The organism is Bacillus sp. SIMBA_005 (genome assembly GCF_046535585.1).
In the GTDB taxonomy this organism is placed as follows: Bacteria; Bacillota; Bacilli; order Bacillales; family Bacillaceae; genus Bacillus; species Bacillus pumilus.
Genome location: NZ_JAWRWI010000003.1, coordinates 167,971 through 191,292, shown reverse-complemented (window position 1 = coordinate 191,292; position 23,322 = coordinate 167,971). Strand labels below are relative to the sequence as shown.

Here is a 23,322-nt window from a genome sequence, read left to right as displayed (position 1 = left end):
TGTGTGTTAAATTCTTGAAATTAGTCCAAAAAGCAGTGATAAAGCCATTTTGATAAAGCATAATCTTTTTATGAACTGAAAAATTAAAATTTTTATGAATTTTTTTAGATGTGAAAAGCAAGAAAACGGATAAAAACCGTTTTTCGAACTTTAAAAGGCGTTTTTTCAAAACCAGGAGAAATTGGTAAGTAATTCTGCTATACTTCTGTTTACAAAATACGCAAACAAGAAAGAGAGCTAGCATCTATGAAACTTCTTAAAATCATTCTCTTGCTTTTACTGATCATCGTTGGTGTAGCAACAGGCTATATTCAGCTGGAGCAAGGTAAACAAGAGACGACGAATTCATCTTATGACAAAACGATTCACTTCCCATCAGATCGTTACCCCGAAACCGCGAAGCACATAGAAGAGGCAATTGATGAAGGCCATTCATCCGTATGTACAATTGACCGTAAACATAGCGATGAACAAAGAGAACAATCACTTCATGGCATCCCAACAAAGCGCGGATATGATCGGGACGAATGGCCGATGGCGATGTGTAAGGAAGGAGGAACAGGAGCTTCAGTCAAATACATTAGTCCTTCAGATAATAGAGGAGCAGGCTCTTGGGTCGGTCATCAATTATCAGATGATCCTGACGGCACAAGAATACAATTTATCATCGATTAACGACATGACCCTTTTCTATCTAAAAAAAATTTCCTCGTAACTGCTTACAGGTATTTCAAACATTTTTTTCATGCCGATAATCCTTAAGGAGGTTTATCCTACCTTATACCTAAAGGAGTCAAAAAGCATGAAGAAAAAGGGAAAACTGAGGCTTGGTGCCAAAATTTTGCTGATCTTTTTAAGTGTCATCATTATCTTCTCAGCAATTGTTGGTTATGTGGTGAATCGTGAAATGACAGAAAACATCAAGCACATGGCCACTGAAAAAGCAAAAGGTGATTTAAAGCTAGGCTATGCCTACCTAGATGAAAAAGTAGCAGGCTCGTGGCAGATAAAAGGTGGAAAGCTTTACAAAGGGAATACCCAAATCAATGATCATGATACATTGGTCGACCATTTAGCAGAATACACCGATGATACCATCACAATATTCCAAGGAAATACCCGTGTTGCAACGAATGTCATGTTAAACGGAAAACGAGCTGTCGGTACACAAGTTTCACCAGAAGTGAAGGCCACTGTATTAGATAAAGGTGAAAACTATTACGGCACAGCAAATGTTGCTGGGAAAGACTACCAAACGGCTTATATGCCAATCAAAAATGATGCAGGTGAAACGATCGGTATTTTTTATACGGGTGCCAACCAAAGCATGATTTCACAAATGCTTCAGTCATTCTACATTCAATTTTTCATTGTTCTGTTGTTAAGCTTAATCGTTGCTGTAATCATTATTTCTATTTTCACAAAGCGGATTCAAACCCGTCTCAAGCTTATGGCTTCTGCCATTAAGAGTGCAGGTGAAGGAAATTTGACCATCAATGTGACAGATACAGCAGGCGACGAACTGTCTGATTTGGCTGATCATTTCAATAAGATGCGGGAAAAATTAAATCACACCATTCTTAATGTGATGAACACATCTGAATTAGTGGCAACCTCATCTGAACAGCTGTCAGCTAGTGCAGAGGAAACAAGTGCAGCATCCGAAAAAATCACCCATAGTATTCAAGAAGTCGCTCATTCATCAGAAGAACAGTCAACTCAAATGACAACAAGTGTGCACACGATGATTCAAGTATCTAACGAGTTGGCAAACATCACGGAAAATGCAGGGCAAATGGCTTCAAGAAGTCAATTTGCACAAGAAATGGCCCTAAAAGGTGTGGAGAATATTGGGGAAGTAAACTCACAAATGACATCTATTGCAAAATCAATAGAGGAAAATGGGACAGCCATTCAAGCATTAGAAACACGTTCGGCTGAAATTGATCATATTTCCCATATTATTACAGACATCGCTAACCAAACCAACCTGCTTGCTCTTAACGCAGCAATTGAAGCAGCACGAGCAGGCGAGCATGGGAAAGGATTTGCAGTTGTCGCAGACGAAGTGAGAAAGCTCGCTGAAGAATCTCAAGCCTCATCAAATATGATTTCCCATCTCATTTCTGAAATCCAAAAAGAGATGACTCATTCAACAAATGCGATCAAACGAGTAAGAGAGGAAGCGGCTCAAGGGTCTGTACTTATTTCTCATACAGAAGAATCATTTATTGATATTCAACAGTCAATGAGAGAAATGGCAGATGGCATCAAGCATTTATCTAGTGCATCACAAAAAATCGCAGCTTATACAAACGATGCGAAACAATCCTTTGCCACTATTACAGAAGTGGTTAAACTAACGAGTGAACATTCACAACAAGTAGCCGGCTTAACAGAAGAACAATTTGCCGCAATGGAAGAAGTAACTGCTTCATCAGAAGCTCTTGCTCATTTAGCAGGAGATTTAAAAGCAATGGTTTCACAATTTCACATCTAGATTCCTCATATAGAAGCGCAAGACGGCGACAATCGTCTTGCTGCCTAACATTCTCTTCAAGATTCACTCTTTCAACCATTCACATTCCAACGAAAATCTATGTATAAAGGGGTTTTTTAAATGAATAACTTAAACCAAGCCTATTCCCTATCTATCTCCTATCATCAAATCACCGTATACAGCGGAAACAAAACACCACCTGTGATTGACTGGTCAGATGATGACATTCTTCAAGGATTCGCCATGGGAGATCACGGTGTATCCTTTGAAGGGGTCAACAACGGAAAAGCATCTGTTACTGTTACTTTAAATAGCGATATGCCCCCAGCCTCGGCTGACAGAACAGTCACAGTACCTTTTACGCATGCAAGCGATCAAGTTTATATCACAAGCGTCATGGCTCAGGTACTGTCTTTCCCTATTCCAAAGGGAGACTATCAGCTCACCTGCTATACTTCACAGCAGCCTGATCAAGACCTTTATCATATCAATTTCCAAACTGTGTAGATCACGACTGATCGTACAAATCAAGCCACTTTTCCGCAAAGTCTACCGATTCTTTCATCGGTAATAAATATGAACTGGCAAGCCCGATTTGTCCGTGATGATGAGTGCCTCCTGATTGCAGAAAGTCACGGCCGATCTGCTCAAATAGTTCTTCTCTTGTGATAATATCCTGGTATTCTTTCCATACTCTCCATCCATTTTCTAAGATGGGAGCTCCTCTTGTCATGAGGTCTTGCTGAGGGATGCGATATTCAGCCAGATGGAAAGCTGTCAGACTTTCAAAAGACGTACCAATCAGCAGCACCTGAGCCTGAAGCTCATACATGCGGGCTAGAGGCGAATGTTCTCCTAATCCAAAAGAAAGTGCGTGGTGTTTCAGAAGCTCATGTTTCTTCTTCCCCCAAGCTGTGAATGAAAAATGAGGGTGATTGCTTCTCGCCACGCCTGGGTATTTCCAAAACGTTTCTACTACCTTTCCCATTGCTGTTGGCATCGAGTAAGCTGGATCAAATGCAGGCATCGTGTCTTTGATCGATTTCCACCATGAAAAAGGAACAGGCGGATCGATCCAATCAGCGGGATCAGAAAGCTCTAACGTTTGTGCCGGCATGATCAGTGTCCCCTCTTCTGTTAAGGTTTCCATCAATGCTTGTATGAGCGCAACAGCGCCACCGTTTACCCAGCCGATAGATGATAAAGATGAGTGAACACATAAAATCATGCCTTTTTCCACACCAAGTTGAACCAAGTCTGCTTTGATTTTTTCCTTTGTCACCGGTTCAGCTTGATTTTCGATTAATTTTTTCATCGTTTCCTTATCCTCCTGCGTCTCTTCTTTTACTGATGAATGAGACGCTTAACCGCAATAGACAGTTTATAATTTGCGTAATTTGTCAGCTCCGTTAAAAACAGATCCAGTTCATCATGACTGGAGAAATGGCCTTCAGCCATATAACAGCCCTCACCACTTATTTTAAATAAATTCTTGATCTCTTCCTGTTGGTCGAGAAATGACAGAAGTGGTTCGTGATGATGACTTCGGGTATAGAGCTGCATAAATGTTTGGATGGTCTTTTGCGTCCGCCAGTCAATCGAAATGGTATATGCTTCAATCACACCCTCTTCTTCAAGCTTTAACACTCGATTTGCAACAGCTTGGCCCGTTAAATGAACTTTTTCACCTAGCGCTTTCATGGTTAATCGACTGTTTTTTGAGAGCTCTTTTAAAATATCCATATCGGTTTGGTCTAACATTGGCTCACCTCTTTCAAAAATCAAGTCCCTCTGATGAAAGACTTTCATTACCCTCTGTCACATGGAACTCTTTTAATATACTGTAAACTTAATCAGAAAAAAAGGAGGCCTTTTCATGAAAATCACGCTCATTCGGAATGCTACTTTATACCTTGAATATGGGCAGGCAACTTTCTTCATTGATCCCTTTTTAGCAGCAAAAGGAACATATCCACCGTTTCCTCATACAGCCAATCAACATTTGAACAATCCGATTGTTGATCTGCCTGTAAACATTGACTTAGACAACTTGCTACACCCAGATGCTGTCTTACTCACTCATTTGCACGTGGATCACTTTGATGACGAGGCGAAACAAAAATTAGCCCAAAACCAGCCCATTTATACGCAATCGGAGAATGACAAAAAAGACGTTGAAGAAGCCGGTTTCGAGCATGTCATTTGCATTGAAGATGAAATAGACATTTGTGGTGTTCATATTCAGCGGACAGGTGGACAGCATGGGACAGGAGAAACAGCGAAGCGGATGGGACAAGTCAGCGGTTTTGTTTTCTCTCACCCTGATGAACCTATCCTTTACATTGCAGGTGATACCATTTGGTGTGATGAACCGAAGGAGGTTGTCAATACTTGCAAGCCAGATGTCATTGTGGTCAATAGCGGAGCTGCTCAATTTTTAGAAGGCGATCCGATTACGATGACGAAGGAAGACATTTTAGAGGTTCACCATTCTCACCCAACAGCACAAATTGTCGCTTGTCACCTTGAGGCAGTGAATCACTGCTTGCTAACAAGAGCTTCTTTACAAGCTTACATTCAGGAGCATCAAGCAGAACAAGCCATTTTTGTCCCTCAAGATGGTGAAAGTCTCACCTTCTGAAAAGAATCTCAAACAATAAAAAACCGGCACCTCGCTGCCGGTTTCATCCTTATGGTCGATGGTGCTGTGGTTTTTTCAGCAATGGCACAAATCCGTTGTTTTTCAAATGATTGTAATGCTCATCCATTCGCTTCGTAATATGTGTACCTTGTTCCTTTGTTAACACACCATATTGGACATATTTCTCAATCACTTCTTTTCGCTTAGAAAGAATTTGCTGCTCAAGCGTTTCAATTTGTTTTTGTTGTTCTGTCGTTAGTTTTACTTGATGCGTTACTGGACGCTTTTCCATTTGGGGTGTTTCTCCATGAGCTATTTCCATATAAAAACCAGACAACAGTATCATCGATAATATGATCAAGCCACTTATTTTTTTCATCATTTCCTTCCCTCCTTTATACGCATTTATTTTGTACGCACTTTCCTTTTTTATACATTATTTCATCGCGCAAATTGCACATAATATTCTTACTTTTTCGCTTTTCTTCTGAAAACGTTGTCCTAACAGAAAAAGCGTGCTATGTTTTGTTTTGTATAAAAAATAGAGGAGGATTCTTAAATGAGTCGTTTTTATCATAGAAAATCGATCTGGGTAATGCTTGTTGTGTCTGCTTTCATACTTGTCTTGTCTGCTTGCAGTCAATCAGGCTCTTCACAGTCTAAAGATTCAAAGTGGGATGAGATTCAAAAGAAAGGGAAAATCGTGGTTGCTACTTCAGGTACCCTTTATCCAACGTCATATCATGATACAGCTAATGGCAAGGATCAATTGACTGGTTATGAAGTGGAAGTGGTCAAAGAAGCATTTAAACGCCTTGATGTGAAAGTAGAATTTAAAGAAATGGGCTATGATGGCATGCTGAGCGCCATTAATTCTGGTCAAGTGGATGCCGCTGCAAATGACATTGACATCACAGATGACAGAAAAGATAAGTTCGCCTTTTCAACTCCTTATAAATATTCTTATGGCACGGCGATCGTAAGAAAAGATGATTTGTCTGGCATTAAAACGTTAAAAGATTTAAAAGGAAAGAAAGCAGCTGGTGCTGCCACAACGATTTATATGGATGTCGCTCGCAAGTACGGCGCGAAGGAAGTTATTTATGATAATGCGACAAATGAGCAATACTTAAAGGATGTCGCTAACGGTCGTACTGATGTCATTCTCAATGATTATTACTTGCAGACACTAGCTCTAGCTGCATTCCCGAAATTAAATATTACGATTCACCCTGACTTAAAATACATGCCAAACGAACAAGGTTTTGTGATGAAGAAAGACAACACAGAGCTTCAAAAAGAATTAAATCGTGTCTTAAAAGAAATGAAAAAAGACGGAACCATGAAAAAGATTTCCGAAAAATTCTTTAATCATGCAGACGTTTCAAAGAAAATAGATGCTGATGTCGAAGATGTCGACATTTCGAAATAAGGAGCCGCAAGCGTGGGAGATATTCATTTAGAATATATATTTAATCCTGCACTGGCAAAGGCGTCATTTCCATTTGTCATGAAAGGCATCTGGCTGACGCTGCTCATTTCCTTTGTGAGCATGTTTTTTGGTACCATTCTTGGCTTTTTTATTGCGCTTGCCAGAATGGCGAATACATGGATGCTTCGGCTGCCTGCACGGCTGTATATCTCATTCATGCGTGGCGTGCCCATTCTGGTGATTTTGTTTATTCTTTATTTTGGATTCCCTTATATCGGGATTGAGTTTACAGCGGTCACTGCTGCCATTATTGGATTCAGCTTCAATAGCGCTGCCTATATTGCAGAAATCAATCGGGCGGCTCTCTCCTCTGTGCCGAGCGGACAGGTAGAAGCTGCCAAGTCACTAGGTCTCAGCTATTGGCAAACGATGCGCGGTGTCATTTTGCCTCAATCCGTCCGCATCGCTCTGCCGCCATTGACCAATGTCATGCTCGATTTAATCAAAGCCTCCTCACTGGCTGCAATGATTACTGTACCCGAGCTGTTCCAGCAAGCAAAAATCGTAGGTGGGCGCGAATTCGATTATATGACCATGTATATTTTGGTCGCCCTCATTTACTGGGGCATTTGCAGCGTAGTCTCATTGCTTCAGGACTTTTTAGAAAAACGCTATGCAAAATATCTGTAACAAAAAAGAGCAGATCCAAGCGACCTGCTCTTTTTTATATTCAGCTTTAATGTATGAACCATAACCACGCATATAACCCCAATAAAGTAAGGATCAAGGTCGGGATGGTGAGGATGATTCCAGCTTTCATGTATGCACCCCAAGAGATATGGACGCCTTTTTTCTTAAGAACATGAAGCCATAGCAATGTCGCCAATGAGCCGATAGGGGTCATTTTCGGGCCAAGGTTAGAGCCGATGACATTGGCATAAATTAGTCCGTCTCTCATGACGCCTGCTGTATCTGTATGACCGATCGCAATCGCATCAATTAACACAGTAGGCAGATTGTTCATGACTGAGGACAGCACTGCGGCGAGCACACCCATAAACATCGTTCCCGCAAGCAAGCCATGCGATGCTCCTTGTTCGATCCATGCCGCCAATATTTCTGTGAGACCGACATTCTTCAGTCCATATACAACGACATACATGCCGATTGAGAAAAAGACAATGGACCATGGTGCTTCTTTTATGACGCGTTTTGTTGCCACTTGCGGACTTCTTCTGGCCAGCCACAAGAAAACAAGGGCAATACCGCCCACAATGATGGAGACCGGAACCCCAATGAGTTCCCCTGCAAAATAACCGACAAGCAGACAACCAAGCACATACCAAGACAAGCGGAACATGCGGATATCCCGGATCGCTGAAGCCGGTTCCTTCGCTTGTGACAGATCGTATGTTTTTGGGATGAGCTTTCGGTAAAACACATAAAGCACTAGCATGCTCGCTCCAAGCGACACAAGGTTTGGCACGAACATGTTTGCTGTATATTCTAGAAACCCAATATGAAAATAGTCGGCTGATACGATATTGACCAAGTTACTAATGACAAATGGCAAGGAGGTTGTATCTGCAATAAAGCCGCTCGCCATCACAAAAGGCAGGATCATCCGCTCATCCAGCTTTAACGCTCTCACTACAGACAAGACGATCGGGGTCAAAATCAGAGCCGCTCCATCATTCGCAAAAAAAGCAGCCACGACAGCGCCAAGCAATGTTAAATAAATAAACATGCGGACACCGTTCCCTTTTGCGGCTTTTGCCATATGCAGTGCAGCCCATTCAAAAAAACCGATTTCATCTAAAATTAACGAAATAATAATGATGCCAATAAACGCAAATGTTGCGTTCCATACTATTTGCGTCACTTCCCACACATCGCCCAGATGAACGACACCAAAGGCAAGTGCAAGAATGGCGCCTCCACACGCTGACCATCCAATGGTTAAACGTCCTGGCTGCCAAATGACAAGGACGAGGGTCAGGATGAAAATCAAAATGGCCAAGGTGACTGCTCCCAAAGGTGGTCCCCCTTTCACTCTCTCATAAAATCCTTATCTATCATACAACGTAGCGAAGCCGTTGTATGCCATTTTTCACATGAAAACCCGCAGGTGATCACGGGCACCTGCGGATTCGATGACTATTGATCTTTTTTCATCAGCATTAATTCAATAAATAACTCACATCGCTGGCTGAAGTGACTTAAATCGATTGAGGTCATCTCAAAGATTTGTTTCATTCGATAGTTTAATGTATTTTGATGAATAAACAACTGCTCTGCGGCTGGCTTTAGCTTGCAGTTATTCAACAAGTAGACTTCAAGCGTTTTTAAAAATGAAGTTTGGCTGTCACGGTCTTTTTCCTTCAAACGTAACAAATCTGGATTGAAATCATTTTTCTTTTTTTGATGGCTGTAAATCGAGTCTAAGAATCGGAAAACCCCCAGATTCTCGTAATCATATGGAATCAGCTCTTGTCCCCCCACAATTTTCACAGCCTTCACGACCTCTATCGCTTCAAATCGACTTGTGCTCATTTTCATGACATCTCGATACTCTCTCCCCATCCCAATATACAAAGGAGAAGGATGGGCATGCGCTTTCGATTGCAGGTGAGCGATGACGTCAGCCGCAGTGGCTTTCGGTGAGTGCCGGTCTGACAAGCTGCCCAATATCACGACAATGTCGGCTTGAACGGAGTATACGTGATTCACCTTATCTTCAAGCTGCAAATACGTACGAATGACATCCTTTACATCTTCTGCCGTCTCACTTTTGTTATCGGCAGCGTGTACGACCATGACAGTAAATACCGCTGGCAGCGGGATGCTTAAATTCTCAGCCTCCCACTTCAGTTCTTCTTCTGTATAAAAATGATCATCCATGACCTTTTTGAAAAATTCTTCAATCTTGCCTTCCTTTTTCTCCAGCTGTTTTTTATTCTTATAAATCACTTTTCCCACTTGAAAGGAAGCTTCATGCAAAAATTGCAGCTCCTCCTGCGTGAGAGAATCCTCAATGTCCTGCACCCAAATAAAGCCCACAACCTCTTGTTTGTGCTTGGCACTCACAGCCACCCGCCGATTAAACCCGAGCTCGTCATGACCGCTCACATAAAAAGGCTTTGACTCCTTGTGAAGCCGCTCGATAACCCCTGTTTTCTTTAACCAATCGACTACAGACCCCGGACATTCCTTTGAGAAAATCGTTTGCTGATTGACTGGGTCAAACTGCTGAATGCTGTAAGAGTTATAAGCAAGGAGCTGACACTCTGTGCTTTCTAAAATCACTGGTTTTTTTAAATACCCGCTAATAAATGCAATTAACTTATCGACATCAAAAAATGTATGAAGCTTTTCTAATATCTCTTCCATCCCGATTGCTCCCTGATTAAGTAATACATTTATCATACTTCTTTCCGGACAGATTTGCATAGAAACAAGTCGTAGACAAGCAAAAAAAGCATGAACCCGTGTGCACAGGTTCATGCTTTTCCAACTTAAAACATTTCACTAATCGTTTTTGCCTGCATGTGTAGAGCTAGGTAATCTGGACCGCCTGCTTTTGAATCGGTTCCTGACATTTTGAATCCGCCGAATGGGTGGTATCCCACGATGGCTCCTGTGCAGTTACGGTTAAAGTAGAGGTTCCCTACATGGAACTCCTGCTTCGCACGGTTGATATGATCACGATTATTGGTAATGACAGCACCTGTCAAACCATATTCCGTGTTGTTGGCTACTTCAAGTGCCTCATCAAAGCTAGACACTTTCGAGAAGGCCAAGACAGGTCCAAAGATTTCTTCTTGCATCAAGCGAGATGTTGGCTCAAGATCTGCAAAAATGGTTGGGTGAATGAAGTATCCTTCCGAATCATCACTCGTTCCGCCAGTCACTAAGCGGCCTTCCTGTTTGCCCACCTCGATATAATCCGTGATCTTGTCAAAGGACGCTTGATCAATGACAGGTCCCATGTAGACATCCGCAGAAAGAGGGTTCGCTGTTGTTTTCATTTCTGTGATTTCCTTCACTCGCTCGATCACTTGGTCATACAGCTTCTCGTGGACGACAGCCCGAGATCCAGCTGAACATTTCTGACCTGAAAAACCGAAGGCTGATGTGAAAATGGCATTAGCCGCTAATTCGACATCTGCATCCTCATCTACAACCACTGTATCCTTACCGCCCATTTCAGCAATGACACGCTTTAAATGCTGCTGACCTGGCTGTACTTTTGCCGCGCGTTCAAAGATACGTGTCCCTACTTCTCTTGAGCCAGTGAATGTAATCAGGCTTGTTTTCGGGTGATCGACTAAATAATCTCCAACTTCAGCTCCGCTTCCTGGTACAAAGTTCACCACACCCTTTGGAAGACCTGCTTGCTCAAGCTCTTCCACAAAACGTGCCGCAATCACAGGGGTTGCACTAGCAGGTTTTAAGACAACTGTGTTCCCTGTCACGATTGGTGCTACTGTAGTTCCTGCCATAATGGCAAACAAGAAGTTCCACGGCGGAATGACGAGTGTCACGCCAGTTGGTGTGTATACGTATTGATTGTGTTCTCCTTCGCGGCTGTTCACTGGTTTGCCTTTCGCCAGCTCCAGCATTTGACGAGCATAATATTCAAGGAAGTCGATCGCTTCTGCTGTATCTGCGTCCGCTTCATTCCAAGGCTTACCTGCTTCTTTGACAAGAAGGGCTGAATACTCATGCTTTTTACGGCGAATGCTTGCCGCAGCACGGAAGATGACGCTGGCTCTTTCTTCTGGAGACGTATAGCGCCAAGTTTCAAATGCTTTCGCCGCAGCCTGAACCGCTTGTTCTGCCTCTTCTTTTCCGGCCTTTGATACGGTTCCAACGACTTCATCCTTTTTCGCTGGATTGATCGAGACAATTTGGTCTTTCGTTTCGATTCTTTCTCCATTAATCACGAGCGGATAGGTTTGACCTAGTGATTCTGTTACCTTTGCTAATGCTTGTTCAAACGCTTTGCGGTTTTCTTCCTGGCTAAAATCCGTGAATGGTTCATGTTTGTAAGGTGTTGTCATCTTTGTCACGCTCCCGTTTCAAATTATTTTTTCGTCATCCCTTTTAAAGCAAAGGCAATGTTTGCCGGCCGTTCTGCAAGACGTCTCATGTAGTAGCCATACCACTCTCGTCCATACGGGGTATAGACCCTCATTTGATAGCCTTCCTTCACAAGTGCCTGCTGCGTTTCTGATCTCATGCCATACAGCATTTGAAATTCGAACTGACTTGTCGGTATATTGTGTTTTTTCACAATATTTTTCGTGAACTCGATCATTTGATCGTCATGTGTCGCAATGGCTGTATAGTTCCCTGTGAGTAATTGCTTTTCGATCAGCTTCTTGTAATTCTGATCAACGTCTTTTTTGTTTGGATACGCCACTTCGGCGGATTCCTTATAGGCACCCTTTACAAGTCGTAAAAATGGATTCAGCTCATTCAGGTCATCAAGATCCTTTTCTGTTCTGTACAAATACGCCTGCAAAACCGTACTGACATACTCATATTGAGATTTCATCTCTTTAAAAATGTCCAGCGTTTTTTGACAGCGCTGTTCATCCTCCATATCGATTGTCACCATGATACGGTGTTTTTCTGCCGTATCTAAAATACGTTTCATATTGCGATACACAAGGTCATCGTCAATATCTAGTCCAAGTGATGTCATTTTGAGTGACACGTGGGAATTGAGCTTGGCCTCTGCAATCCGCTGAATGGTTTGAATACACTCATCCGTCCGCTCATTTGCAATCTCTGCCTTTGTGACAAACTCACCAAGGTGATCGACTGTTACAGCCATTCCTTGATCATTTAATCGTTTAATGACAGAGATAGCGCTCTCAAAATCTTTCCCACCGATGATTTTCTTAGATGCAACAGCACTTCCCCAATTACGAGCAATATGGTTCAAGAGACTGCTCTTTGACAAAAACAAGAAGAAATTTCTTGTGACCGACTCCATAAAGGGCACCTCCCACTCTTTGTAAGCTATGTCTTTATTGTAAGGCTCATAAGCTGTCCGCTACAATATTTGAAGATGACAAAAATTCTGACTTTTTTTGTGGTTTTATCACAATAAGAGATAAAAAAAGAGTCTGCCGCTATCCGGCTGACTCTCCCCTCCTACGCCCACACCTCATCAAGGGTAGACTGCAAAAGCTCATTTAATTCTTGCATCAGATTGTCTTTCGGCTGATTGTAGCTTTTCACCAATTCATCAAAACGCGCCAGCTCTTGATCAATAAATGGATGGACATGAGCGAGACGGTTCTCTACATCCATTTCTTCTCCGTCCATTTTACGTTTGAGCAGTTCGTGAATTTCTGCTAACAGCGGGCCTTCCTCCACTAGCTCCTTGAGTAATTCATGAAAGTCCATTGGTGGAACTGTTCGGTAACGTTCAATCCACTGACAGGCAAGCAGAGGACGAAGCACATAGAAATACTTCTTGATTCGCACCTGCTCTCCTCGTAAATGCCGGCTCTCATTCCGCTTCGCCATATTGAGGTAATGATACATCAAAGCCGCAGGATAAAACGCTCGATCCTTTAATTCTCTTAGCTGCTTTGCCAAAGAGAAAGATTCAGCATAGATGATATCAGAAGACAGCCATTCCATAATGGACGGATTTGATTTATTGAATAGGCGCAGTGCCTTTCTAAGCTCCCAGCCGCTGATATCAAGCATGTCATCAATCGGCCGTTCAATGACATCACGATGCTCTTCCATCGCCCAATACCATTCTTTCCGGGGAACATATAAAAAGCGAACATCATAATCACTATCGGTCGAGGGAAATCCCCATGCCCTGCTGCCTGATTCGACGGCAAGACAAATCTTTACGTCATACGTTGTTTCGATGATTTTCAGCTCTTCCTTAATTCTCTCTCTCAAGTGTCCATCAACTCTTTCTATAGAATTCTGCATGACTTCTTCACGTTTTGGGAAAATACGAATAAGACATATATGAAAAAGGAGTTGGATCTGATGTCTATATCTCGCATTATGAAATGGATCACTGGGATTTTTGAAGCTTGCCTTGCTATCCCTGTGATCGGAGGTCTATTCGTTATTAGCAATGGCTATTCGCCGCTCATGGTCATGCTTATTCTGCATATTATCACACTCGTCTTATCGAAGCGAGACCAGGGACCAATGATTGGAAGTATCATTGGAATTGTCACATCCTGCCTTGCATGGATTCCGATTCTCGGATTCATTCTTCATATCATCACTGCCCTTGCCCTCATTATCACCGCGTTAGTACCTGATGAAAAAACGAGACAGAATACGAACTATTAAAAAAGAGGCCCTCCTAGAGAGTGGCCTCTTTTCTTTTAATTCGTTAAATGATTTTGTAAGAAGGCAAGCTTCTCTGTTTGAAAAGCCGGGATGTACTCGTGTCCAAAATAGCGGTACACCTTTAAATCTTTATCTGTTTCTAAATGGTTGTATACCGCAAACACAGTAGATGGCGGGGTGATTTGGTCGATCAAACCGATTGCCATCAACGTGGGCTGTTTCACCCATCCGGCTAAATTGATCAAATCAAAATAGCTTAACGTCTCAAATACCTTTTCTTCCGCTTCTGGATCACTGTTTCTGCGAAAGTATGAATTGATTTCTAAATAAGGCTGCTGTAATGCCACATCTACCGCACGTTCGAAATTTGATAAGTACGGATAATCTGCCACGACGACCTTCGGAATGTCTGAAAGTGCTGCAGCTGCAACTGCTAGTGCACCACCCTGGCTGCCGCCCACCACACCGATTCGGTGTTCATCCACTTCTGGGAAGGACTGAATCACGTCGAGCGCTCGAACCGCATCTAAATAAACACCCCGATAATAGTAGGTCTCTTTCGATAAAATACCTTTTGTCATCCAGCCCAGAGACTGCCCTGCTGGTGTCACTGTCTTATCTTCACTGCCGCCTTGACCGCGGACGAGCATGCCAAATGTCGCATAGCCATGGAGTGCCCAATTGACGATGTCATGAATGTCGCCGTCATAGCTTGCATTATAGCCATGAAAACGAACGAGTGCTGGATGCGGACCTGTTTGATCTGGTACCGCATACCAGCCTTCAATTTGAGATTGACCAAAGCTTTGAAACGTCAGGCGATACACCTTAACGCCCTTTACTGGATAATCATAAGGTTCAAGTGCTGGCTCTGCCTCCACTTGGTTCAGTTCTTCAAGCGACGCCTTCCAAAAGTCTGAGAAATCAGGACGTGCTGTTTTCTTCGGTTTATACTTTTTTAGCTCATCTAACGGTAAATCAAACAACTGCATATCCTACTATCCCCCTTTGTTTTATTAGTTATGGCTATCATATCACTGTTTTCTTGACGAAGAAAGACATTTTCACCACAAAAGACAAAACCTTCTGACATTTCTATTGGCAAAGAAGATTGAAACCTTTATGATAAAGAAACTGGCTTGAAAACTAGAGATTCTTAGACAAAACAAATCAACAAATCCATTCATGGATTTCACATTCGCAATCATCGAATAAAGGAGGAACCTGTATGAAAATCGCCCTTGTCCAGATGGACGTACAAATTGGAGAACCTGATGTGAACTTTCAAAAAGCAGAAGCATTTTTAGAAGAAGCGATCCGCGAGCAGCCTGATCTGATCATTTTACCCGAAATGTGGAATACTGGTTACGCTCTTGAAAAAGCCGATCAGCTGGCGGATGTAAACGGTGAACGAACAAAACAGCTTTTCTCTTCCTTTGCCCGTAAGCACCAAGTCGTTCTCATTGCAGGAAGTGTATTGAACAAGCGCACAGAAGATGAGAGGATCACCAACACGATGTATGGATTTAACCGCCAAGGTGAGCTTTTAGTCGATTATGACAAAATTCATTTATTCCGCTTAATGGATGAGCACAACTATTTAACCGCTGGTGATCAGCTTGGTTTATTTGACTATGATGAGGATGTAAAGATCGGGGCGATGATCTGCTACGACCTTCGCTTTCCGCAGCTTTCCAGAACACTTGTCAACAAAGGGGCGAAGGTGCTTATCAATACGGCGCAATGGCCGTCAGCAAGAGTAGATCATTGGCGCAGCTTGCTTATCGCAAGAGCGATTGAAAATCAGTCATTTATGATTGCTGTTAACAGAACAGGCACAAGCAGAGACACTGAATTCCCTGGACACTCCATGGTAATTGATCCACTTGGCCGTATTTTACTTGAAACAAACCATGAGGAAAATATTTATTATGCGGACATTGATCTTCAGCTAGTGGATGAAGTGAGACAGCAGATTCCTGTGATGACAGATCAGCGTCTGGATATTTATTAAAAAGCAGGGTGCTCCCCTGCTTTTTGCATTTAATTAAACGTTTGTTTAAGCTTTTTGATAAAGGTCCATTAGGGCTTGAGCGGCTTTCGTTAAATACCTTTCTTCCACATATGCAAACACAAGTGTGCGGGTTGGACATGAATCAATTTTCAAATAAGTGACTTCGTTTCTTTCCTCTTGTGCCACCATTTTCGGCACAACTGTCACACCTAGTCCATTTTTGACCAATGCCTGTGCTGTTTGAATATGACTTGTTTCAAAGGTTATCTTCGGCTGAAAACCATGATGATGACAAAGTTCTGTGACCACTTGCCGAAAACCATATCCCTCTTTCAGCATAATGAATGCAGCGTCTTCCAGAAGGCGAAACGGAACAGTCCCTTTCTGATCTGCTTGATTGATGATATCGTTCAATTCCGCCTGTAACCAAGGTTGAGCTGATGGCGGTACTGCAAGAAGAAGCGGCTCTGTCAGCATGTGTTTCGTTTTCAATGATTCATGCTCGACCGGCATAGATAAAATAGCCAAATCCAGCTGACCAGCCAATAGAAGTTTTTCTAGCTCACGAGGTGATTCTTCTATTAGTTGAACGTGAACATGAGGATACGTTTGGCAAAAGGTTTTTAATAAACCGGGCAAGACATATCCCCCTGTGACAGCTGGCGCTCCAATGTTCAGCTCTTTCCCCACCTCATAAGCTGCTTCTCCCATTTCACGCAGCAAATCATCTCTTTCCTTCAAAATGTTCTCAGCCCTTTTAATAAACCGGCTCCCTTGAGGTGTGGGTGTGACTTGTCCATACTTTCGAATAAATAGGGGTGTGTCTAATTCCTCTTCCAGCTTCTTTATTTGTTGGCTTAAAGAAGGCTGTGCAATGTGAAGCTGGTCCGCTGCTTTTGTAAAACTTTTCTGCCGGTACACTTCCATGACATATTCCATCATTCGTATATCCACTTTCATCACCTCATAGGTTTTAACTATTCATGCCATATCTTTTATGTCTTAGACAAATAACAAAAGGAATTTTACGATAAAGAGACAACAAAAGGGGGAGAAGAAATGAATCCATATGCTAAAGCCGAAAACCAATTCTCACAAAATGCCGAGAACTATCGAGATTCACCTATATTTGCAGCCGGAGAAGAGTTGGAATGGATAAAAGAGGCAGCAAATACGAAGGGTCATGAGCATTTACTTGATATCGGCTGCGGAGCAGGGCATACCGTTTTTTCCTTTTCAGACATTATTTCTAAAGGGATCGGCATTGATGTCACGCAAAAAATGATCGAGGTTGCAGCAGCACTTGCAAAAGAACGCCAGCTGGAACATATTACTTTTGAACGGGCAGCCGCAGAAGCATTGCCATTCGCTGATGAATCATTTGATATCGTGACGTGCCGGTTTGCCGCTCACCACTTTCCAAACCTTCCCGCAGCCATGTCCGAAATCAGCCGGGTCTTAAAAAAAGGCGGCGTATTTCTGCTCGTCGACCATTATGCACCTGAGAATACGGCACAGGATTCATTCATTAATCACTTAAATAGACTCAGAGATCCTTCTCATGTGCGAGAAAGCTCTTTATCAGAATGGGAAGATCTTTTCGCTGCCAACCAACTGACTCAAAAAGAGATTCGTTACTGGGATCTGCAAATTGATTATCAGGACTGGATCACACGTGGACGCACACCAGAAAATGTCCAGCAGGAGATCGTTTCCCATCTTCAAGCCGCAGACCCTGATACAAAGCAGCTATTTCAGCTTCAATTCGATGCACAGCAGCAGCCTATTTCCTTCTGCTTAAAAGCTGCACTCATTCAAGGAATCAAGAATTGAACTTATAGAAAAAGTCTACCTTCATCGGTAGACTTTTTATTTCGAATATACATCTTCACTGTCTCACAGGTATGGTTTTTCATGTTTCTATTATATGATAAATGAACGGAGATCGGTTAGGCATTTTAAAAATTGTACGTAGATCCTCTGAATAAAAAAGAACCTACCCTCTTTGGAATAAGTTCTTCACTGCGTGCGTCAATCACGGTGCAATATCCTCTAATACTTTCTCGCGCGTTTCGATCATTTTAAAAGCAAGAATTGCTCCCACTACAGTCACACTTGCGAAAAGAATAAAAATAGTTGAAACACCGCTCACCTCTAAAATAAAGCCTATCATAATAGGAGCAATCGCTGAGGCCAGCCTAAGCCAAGCAGTAGCAAATGCCGTTCCAATCACCCTCATACGAGTTGGATAAATTTCAGGTGTATATAAATAGAGAAGAACTGTGATTGTCCCCATCATTCCGTAAGCAGCGGACCCTAAATAGACCACACTTTCTGGAGAACTCGCTCCGCTGATCCATAAAGCAGTTAATAAAGCACCTGTTATAATAAATGCAATGGTTGCCCAGCGCTTTCGTCCTACTTTATCAATCAAAAATGCACAAGCGAATACACCGACAGTCTGTAAAATATTTGTCAGAGAGGCTGCCCTTAATGAATCTCCAACTGGCAAATTGTAAACCGTATTATAAAGACTTGGTAACCAGTTATTTAAACCATTCGATACAAAGTAGGCAGAAAACCATAGTCCCCATACGATCAATGTTCTTTTACGGTAGAAAGTTGAAAAAAGCTCTTTCCAGTCGCCCTTTTCAGTACTATTGGATACTTGTTTTACAGGCATTCGTTTGTCAGTACTAGCTTCAATTTCTTCAATAATTCTTTCGGCCTCATCTAATCTGCCTTTCGAGATCAGCCATCGTGGAGATTCACGTAACATAAAAAAGAACACAAAGACGATTAAACCTCCAATACCTCCAATTAAAAACATCCACTTCCATCCAAAACTAGGTACCACAAATGCGCCGATTTGAGCTGAGATCATTAAACCTAAAGGAAAAATCATCTCATAAAGCATAAAAAATCTGCCTCTCCCTTGAGCCCGGGATAGCTCATTGATATATGAGGCTGCTACCGGCACCTCTCCTCCTACCCCAATCCCTTGTATAAAACGAAAAATAAACAGTGCCATAAAATTACCTGAAAACACACATGCAATACTCATGACGGACATGAGGAGTAAAGTCCACTTTGCACTAAAAACACGACCACGCCTTTCTGCTAACCACCCAAAGAAAATGGCACCAATCGCTTGTCCTATATAACCAGACCCAATAAGAAGACCAATTTGAGCAGGTGATAAACTCCACATGCCGATGAGAACTGGGAGAACAAATGCTAAAGACAGAGCATCAAAAGCATCAAAAAAGGTGGCAGATCCCATAATGATACGAGGCTTTAAATGCCATCTAGAAAAAGGTACACTTTCCATTCTCGTCAATAGTTGTGAAGCTCTATCAACAACTTGCCCATCATGAGAATTTGAATTTCCGCTGACTTCTAACGTCATGATATCTCCTCCTTATGGGAGGAAATGATGCAAAAGTACATGCCGAAGAGCGCTAAAGAAATCGCTTACATTTCAAATCAAGAGACATTCTAAAGCGTTCATACGAGTTTTCAGCATCTATCATTTCTTTTTTGGCGTTCCCGTGGTGCCCCGATCTATATAGTACATAGGGAAGATATGCTCCATTTCCTCTATCATATCTCCATCTAATACCTGTGTTAATAAAGAAACAGCTTTTCTCCCCATGCCAACTAAATCGACATGAACTGAAGATAAAGAAGGGGTTAGAAAGCTTGCAATGGGCACATCATCGGCACCAACGACAGACAAATCATGAGGTATAGACACATTTGCGTGATCTGCAGCTTTCATGACCCCCATCGCCAAAAAATCTGAAGAGCAAACAACTCCAGTCATGTGCTGGTTTCCTTGGAGAAATTGAGAAACCACTTCTACTACTTTTCCCCCATCAAATTCATCTAACTCAAACACAAGTTCTTTGTTCATTGTTAACCCTAAATTTTTAAGTGTTCGCTCATATCCATTGTAATACCTGACACTATGCATCGAACTCATTGGACCATTGACCAGCCCAATGGTTCGATGACCTTTCTCAAATAAGGCCGTTACAGATTGACACACACCTTCTTCATCATCTGGTCTGACACATGGGAAAGGAGAATCCTCTAAGTAACTTCCAACAACAATAATGGGAATCGCTAAACTTTTTAACCAATCCATGCTCAATTCTTCATTTCTTGGCGAAAATAAAATCGCACCATCTACAGCTTGTGTTTCAAGTAATCGCTGCTGCTGTATAGATGTAAATGACATCAACATATTGAGTTCAGTTTCATCTAACTCCTTCGCTATACCATCTAAAATCGTCGAAAAAAATGGATTATTCAAAATATATGAGCCACGCGGAACCACGACCGCTATATTCCCAGTCTTTCTTTTAACGAGCCCTCTAGCTCCTAGATTAGGACGATAGCCTAACTCATCAATCACTTGTTTGATTCTTTCAGCCGTTTGAGCACCTACTCCTGGTTTACCACTTAATACTCGGGAAACAGAGGCGATAGACACTCCAGCTTTCAATGCGACATCTTTAATACTTACTGACACATTTCATACCTCCGGGAGTCTGTTGTTTTATACACTATTATAACCTGACTCACCTTCATCATGAAATCAATGGTCTGTTATCTACCGACGTTTTCCTTAAGCAAACCAACACTTTGAAGGCCCTGGCGAATTTCTTCTTTTTCCTCATCAGTTAAAGGTAATACCGGCTTCCTAGCAAGCGAGCTGCTGATCAAACCTCGCTGATACATCGCTTCTTTCATGCGCAGATGAGAAGTAGATGAAGGTTCATCCATTTTATACACAGCATGCTTTAATTCAAAGATTCTATCGTAAACTTTATTAGCCGCTACAAGGTCTTTTTCTTCCACACATTTCACAAGTTCAGCGATCAAATCTGGCACGAAACAGCCGAAACCTACAAGTGCTCCATCAATGCCTTGAACCAATGTTGGCAATAAATATTCATCATGACATGTGAGTAACGATACATCTGGTGCATGTTTTTTCAATGCCCGTACATCGACCTCGTATTGTGCCATGTCTCTTTGACCAATTTTAAATGAAACAACATTCTCAATTTCCGACATTTCTAGTAATTGACTGGTTGTATATGAGGTTTTTGTCCATGTTGGATATTGATGGACAATGATTGAAATATCAATCGCTTCTGCAACATCTTTAAAGAATTGGACAGGTGATTCAGGCTGCATACCGAATCTTAGCCATGAATGTGGCGGCATGAGAAGTATACCTTCACCACCAGCTTCTTCAACGGCTTTTGCATGCTGGATCGCTTCAATTGTCCCTTCTGCAGAAACCCCAGAAATGACAGGTACTTCCCCTTTTAATTCGTCGGCTGCAATGCGCACTGCTTCAGCTCGTTCATGTGGCAGTAAAGTCATAATCTCGCCAGTATGTCCATTGACAACGATCCCGTTAATCCCTTTGTGATCCGCCACCCAACGGACAAGCTTACGAAAAGCAGGTTCATCAATTGAATAGTCATCTTTAAAAGGAATTAAGACAGCCGGGAATACACCGCTCCATTTTTCTTTATTTTTCATAAACAAATTCCTCCCCACTCGTTATAGTAAACGTTTACGGTAAGCGTTTACGTAAACAATCATAGAATGATATCACCGAGGGTGTCAACATTATTTTTTAAAAATTATAATAATTCAAAATACTATTATTGAATTTTAGATACTATTTTATTTTTCCAAAAAAGAAAATGAAGGATATATTTTGTTTACTATATCAACCAAAAAACCTCATCATCATGATTTGGTTGATGATGTATGATCACTTTTTCCAAACAGTCACACACCAAAAAAAGGATAAATAAATTTTACTGTCAAAACATCATCCTATCTACGAAGAAAAAGGCATCAATAGAAAAAAGTCTACCCTAAACGGTAGACTTTTTTTATTTCGAATATAAATCCCAGCCAAGCTTGAGTGTGTCCACAATATAATTGGCGACTTCCTCAGCCTCTAAATGATCTGTTTCCACTCTGGAGTTATGAAGAGAATAAATCTCACGGCGTTCTTCAAACAACTCTTTCATTTCATCAAGCGACCGGTTGTGAAGAACAGGACGGTTTTCAATTAAAATATCAAGCCGCTGCTTCCAATTCTCCCAAGAAAGGTCAAGGAAAAGAACCGTACAATGCTTCAAGCAGGCACGTTTGATTTCTTCCTGTTTGAATGCACCGCCTCCAAGTGAGACGATCTTGAGCTGTGTATGTTCGCATAAATCGACGATATAATCCTTTTCAGCCTGTCTAAAGAATGCTTCTCCTTTTTGCTGAAACATCTCTGGAATCGTCATGTTGTATTTTTTCTCAATCTCCTGATCGACATCAATAAAATCTCGATATAGCTTTTTGGCAACTAGCTGACCAATGGTTGTTTTCCCAACACCCATAAAGCCAATGAGAACAATATTCCGCTGTCTTACAGGGATTTCTCTATTGATTTTCATGATCGTGACACGTCCTCCTTACGACAAGGAATGCTACATAATGTTTCTATTATATGATAAAAAGAGCGGGAAAAGATAGGCAATCTTAAAAATTGTGTTTGACGACGTAGCCGAGCTGTTCAGAAAGCCTTTGTGCCTGTTCTTTCACTTTTTGCTGCAGCTTGGGAATGACTTCTTCAGTAAACCGGTGGGTTGGACCAGATATGGATAAACAAGCCTTCACTTCCCCATGAATGTTAAAGACTGGTGCCGCTACTGCCGCAGAGCCTACCTCTCGTTCATCGATGCTGCAAGAAGTATACGTGTCAAGAATATGTTTACATTCCTTTTGCCAGTCATCTCTCATCACATGATCAGCCTCAGACGCTAATACTTTTTGTTGAAATTCTTCACTTTGAAATGCCAATAATACCTTTCCGCCTGCACCTGCGTACAATGGCAGCTTCTCACCAATTTTGACAAGATGCCGAATCGATTGCAGCCCTTCCGCTTGTTCAATACAAACCCTGCTTGTTGCATCCAGTACATACAGGTTGACGGTTTCTTTTGTTTCATCACGAAGTGCGTACATGAGTGGTTTAGCCAGTTCTCTCAATTTAATGGACTTCCCCGCAATGTATCCAAGGAGATAAAGTCTTTGACCCAACCTATATTTCATTGTGTCTGGATTCTTTTCCACAAAATGATTCATTTCAAGTGCTTTGAGCAGTCTCGTTGTAGTAGACATTGCTAAATTCATCTCTTTTGAAATATCCGTTAGCGTCAGCTCTTGCCGTTCTTCACTAAAACAATAAAGAATATCCAAAGCGCGCTGAACCGTACGCAGTCCTGATTCTTCTTTTGACTTCTTATCAGCCATGTTCACTTTCTCCTTTTCCCCTTTGATTTCTTATCGACATAAACGATCGA

The 23,322-nt window shown here is 41.9% G+C and carries 24 protein-coding genes; 9 read left to right on the top strand and 15 right to left on the bottom strand.

Going from position 1 to position 23,322, the window contains the following annotated elements; genetic code table 11:
* Window positions 1-246: 246 nt before the first annotated feature.
* The 3 genes from SB660_RS06175 (at window position 247) to SB660_RS06165 (ending at window position 3,007) form a co-directional block, all read left to right on the top strand.
* A complete protein-coding gene (locus SB660_RS06175) occupies window positions 247-675 on the top strand; it encodes a NucA/NucB deoxyribonuclease domain-containing protein (RefSeq protein ID WP_169057407.1) in 429 nt (142 codons plus the stop codon).
* A 127-nt stretch (window positions 676-802) separates the two neighbouring features.
* Window positions 803-2,500, top strand: coding sequence for a methyl-accepting chemotaxis protein (locus SB660_RS06170; protein ID WP_410581784.1), 1,698 nt, complete (start codon window positions 803-805; stop codon window positions 2,498-2,500).
* 120 nt (window positions 2,501-2,620) lie between these two features.
* On the top strand, window positions 2,621-3,007 hold the full coding sequence (locus tag SB660_RS06165; RefSeq protein ID WP_339164879.1) for a competence protein ComJ: 387 nt from the start codon (window positions 2,621-2,623) through the stop codon (window positions 3,005-3,007).
* Window position 3,008: 1 nt separating this feature from the next.
* Here SB660_RS06165 and SB660_RS06160 read toward each other — a convergent pair whose 3' ends face one another.
* The gene (locus SB660_RS06160) at window positions 3,009-3,815 is read right to left on the bottom strand and encodes an AAC(3) family N-acetyltransferase (protein ID WP_058015285.1); all 807 of its coding nucleotides are present in this window, start codon (window positions 3,813-3,815) and stop codon (window positions 3,009-3,011) included.
* A 29-nt stretch (window positions 3,816-3,844) separates the two neighbouring features.
* Window positions 3,845-4,261 carry an Lrp/AsnC family transcriptional regulator gene (locus tag SB660_RS06155; RefSeq protein ID WP_034664465.1) on the bottom strand — a complete coding sequence of 139 codons (417 nt, stop codon included), beginning with the start codon at window positions 4,259-4,261 and terminating at the stop codon, window positions 3,845-3,847.
* A 115-nt stretch (window positions 4,262-4,376) separates the two neighbouring features.
* Here SB660_RS06155 and SB660_RS06150 point away from each other — a divergent pair, with 115 nt between their 5' ends.
* Window positions 4,377-5,141 (top strand): MBL fold metallo-hydrolase, encoded by a 765-nt coding sequence (locus SB660_RS06150; protein ID WP_061406708.1) that lies wholly within the window; start codon window positions 4,377-4,379, stop codon window positions 5,139-5,141.
* Between the two features lie 49 nt (window positions 5,142-5,190).
* Here SB660_RS06150 and SB660_RS06145 read toward each other — a convergent pair whose 3' ends face one another.
* The gene (locus SB660_RS06145; protein ID WP_410581781.1) at window positions 5,191-5,520 is read right to left on the bottom strand and encodes a YckD family protein; all 330 of its coding nucleotides are present in this window, start codon (window positions 5,518-5,520) and stop codon (window positions 5,191-5,193) included.
* Between the two features lie 180 nt (window positions 5,521-5,700).
* On the opposite strand from SB660_RS06145, the gene SB660_RS06140 reads away from it, so the two are divergent.
* Window positions 5,701-6,573 (top strand): transporter substrate-binding domain-containing protein, encoded by an 873-nt coding sequence (locus tag SB660_RS06140; RefSeq protein WP_058015282.1) that lies wholly within the window; start codon window positions 5,701-5,703, stop codon window positions 6,571-6,573.
* A gap of 12 nt (window positions 6,574-6,585) precedes the next feature.
* Window positions 6,586-7,263, top strand: coding sequence for an amino acid ABC transporter permease (locus tag SB660_RS06135; RefSeq protein WP_034664171.1), 678 nt, complete (start codon window positions 6,586-6,588; stop codon window positions 7,261-7,263).
* A 46-nt stretch (window positions 7,264-7,309) separates the two neighbouring features.
* Here the strand turns inward: SB660_RS06135 and SB660_RS06130 are convergent, their stop codons facing one another.
* The 5 genes from SB660_RS06130 to SB660_RS06110 form a co-directional block, all read right to left on the bottom strand.
* Window positions 7,310-8,608 (bottom strand): arsenic transporter, encoded by a 1,299-nt coding sequence (locus tag SB660_RS06130; protein WP_144463122.1) that lies wholly within the window; start codon window positions 8,606-8,608, stop codon window positions 7,310-7,312.
* Between the two features lie 122 nt (window positions 8,609-8,730).
* The gene (locus SB660_RS06125; RefSeq protein ID WP_144463124.1) at window positions 8,731-9,963 is read right to left on the bottom strand and encodes a PucR family transcriptional regulator; all 1,233 of its coding nucleotides are present in this window, start codon (window positions 9,961-9,963) and stop codon (window positions 8,731-8,733) included.
* A gap of 125 nt (window positions 9,964-10,088) precedes the next feature.
* On the bottom strand, window positions 10,089-11,636 hold the full coding sequence (gene pruA, locus SB660_RS06120) for an L-glutamate gamma-semialdehyde dehydrogenase (protein WP_410581778.1): 1,548 nt from the start codon (window positions 11,634-11,636) through the stop codon (window positions 10,089-10,091).
* A 23-nt stretch (window positions 11,637-11,659) separates the two neighbouring features.
* The gene (locus tag SB660_RS06115; protein WP_058015277.1) at window positions 11,660-12,577 is read right to left on the bottom strand and encodes a proline dehydrogenase family protein; all 918 of its coding nucleotides are present in this window, start codon (window positions 12,575-12,577) and stop codon (window positions 11,660-11,662) included.
* Window positions 12,578-12,738: 161 nt separating this feature from the next.
* The gene (locus tag SB660_RS06110; RefSeq protein ID WP_081042336.1) at window positions 12,739-13,542 is read right to left on the bottom strand and encodes a nucleotidyltransferase domain-containing protein; all 804 of its coding nucleotides are present in this window, start codon (window positions 13,540-13,542) and stop codon (window positions 12,739-12,741) included.
* Between the two features lie 60 nt (window positions 13,543-13,602).
* Between SB660_RS06110 and SB660_RS06105 the strand changes: the two genes are divergently transcribed.
* Window positions 13,603-13,917 (top strand): hypothetical protein, encoded by a 315-nt coding sequence (locus SB660_RS06105; RefSeq protein WP_268496630.1) that lies wholly within the window; start codon window positions 13,603-13,605, stop codon window positions 13,915-13,917.
* 35 nt (window positions 13,918-13,952) lie between these two features.
* On the opposite strand, the gene SB660_RS06100 is transcribed toward SB660_RS06105, so the two are convergent.
* Entirely contained in the window at window positions 13,953-14,909 is a 957-nt protein-coding gene (locus SB660_RS06100; RefSeq protein WP_268496631.1) for an acetylxylan esterase, read from the bottom strand.
* Window positions 14,910-15,145: 236 nt separating this feature from the next.
* On the opposite strand from SB660_RS06100, the gene SB660_RS06095 reads away from it, so the two are divergent.
* A complete protein-coding gene (locus SB660_RS06095; RefSeq protein ID WP_410581775.1) occupies window positions 15,146-15,931 on the top strand; it encodes a carbon-nitrogen family hydrolase in 786 nt (261 codons plus the stop codon).
* A 45-nt stretch (window positions 15,932-15,976) separates the two neighbouring features.
* On the opposite strand, the gene SB660_RS06090 is transcribed toward SB660_RS06095, so the two are convergent.
* Window positions 15,977-16,873: a LysR family transcriptional regulator gene (locus SB660_RS06090; protein ID WP_410581944.1), complete on the bottom strand. Its 897-nt coding sequence runs from the start codon at window positions 16,871-16,873 to the stop codon at window positions 15,977-15,979.
* A 117-nt stretch (window positions 16,874-16,990) separates the two neighbouring features.
* Here SB660_RS06090 and SB660_RS06085 point away from each other — a divergent pair, with 117 nt between their 5' ends.
* A complete protein-coding gene (locus SB660_RS06085; RefSeq protein ID WP_410581773.1) occupies window positions 16,991-17,764 on the top strand; it encodes a class I SAM-dependent methyltransferase in 774 nt (257 codons plus the stop codon).
* Window positions 17,765-17,966: 202 nt separating this feature from the next.
* Here SB660_RS06085 and SB660_RS06080 read toward each other — a convergent pair whose 3' ends face one another.
* The 5 genes from SB660_RS06080 to SB660_RS06060 all read right to left on the bottom strand — a co-directional run bounded on the left by SB660_RS06080 (window position 17,967) and on the right by SB660_RS06060 (window position 23,272).
* Window positions 17,967-19,340 (bottom strand): MFS transporter, encoded by a 1,374-nt coding sequence (locus SB660_RS06080; RefSeq protein ID WP_410581771.1) that lies wholly within the window; start codon window positions 19,338-19,340, stop codon window positions 17,967-17,969.
* 120 nt (window positions 19,341-19,460) lie between these two features.
* Window positions 19,461-20,468, bottom strand: coding sequence for a LacI family DNA-binding transcriptional regulator (locus SB660_RS06075; RefSeq protein ID WP_180309614.1), 1,008 nt, complete (start codon window positions 20,466-20,468; stop codon window positions 19,461-19,463).
* A gap of 77 nt (window positions 20,469-20,545) precedes the next feature.
* Window positions 20,546-21,493 carry a dihydrodipicolinate synthase family protein gene (locus SB660_RS06070; RefSeq protein ID WP_003213849.1) on the bottom strand — a complete coding sequence of 316 codons (948 nt, stop codon included), beginning with the start codon at window positions 21,491-21,493 and terminating at the stop codon, window positions 20,546-20,548.
* 362 nt (window positions 21,494-21,855) lie between these two features.
* Window positions 21,856-22,413: a shikimate kinase gene (locus SB660_RS06065; protein WP_050943259.1), complete on the bottom strand. Its 558-nt coding sequence runs from the start codon at window positions 22,411-22,413 to the stop codon at window positions 21,856-21,858.
* An 85-nt stretch (window positions 22,414-22,498) separates the two neighbouring features.
* Entirely contained in the window at window positions 22,499-23,272 is a 774-nt protein-coding gene (locus SB660_RS06060; RefSeq protein WP_058015269.1) for an IclR family transcriptional regulator, read from the bottom strand.
* Window positions 23,273-23,322: the final 50 nt, after the last annotated feature.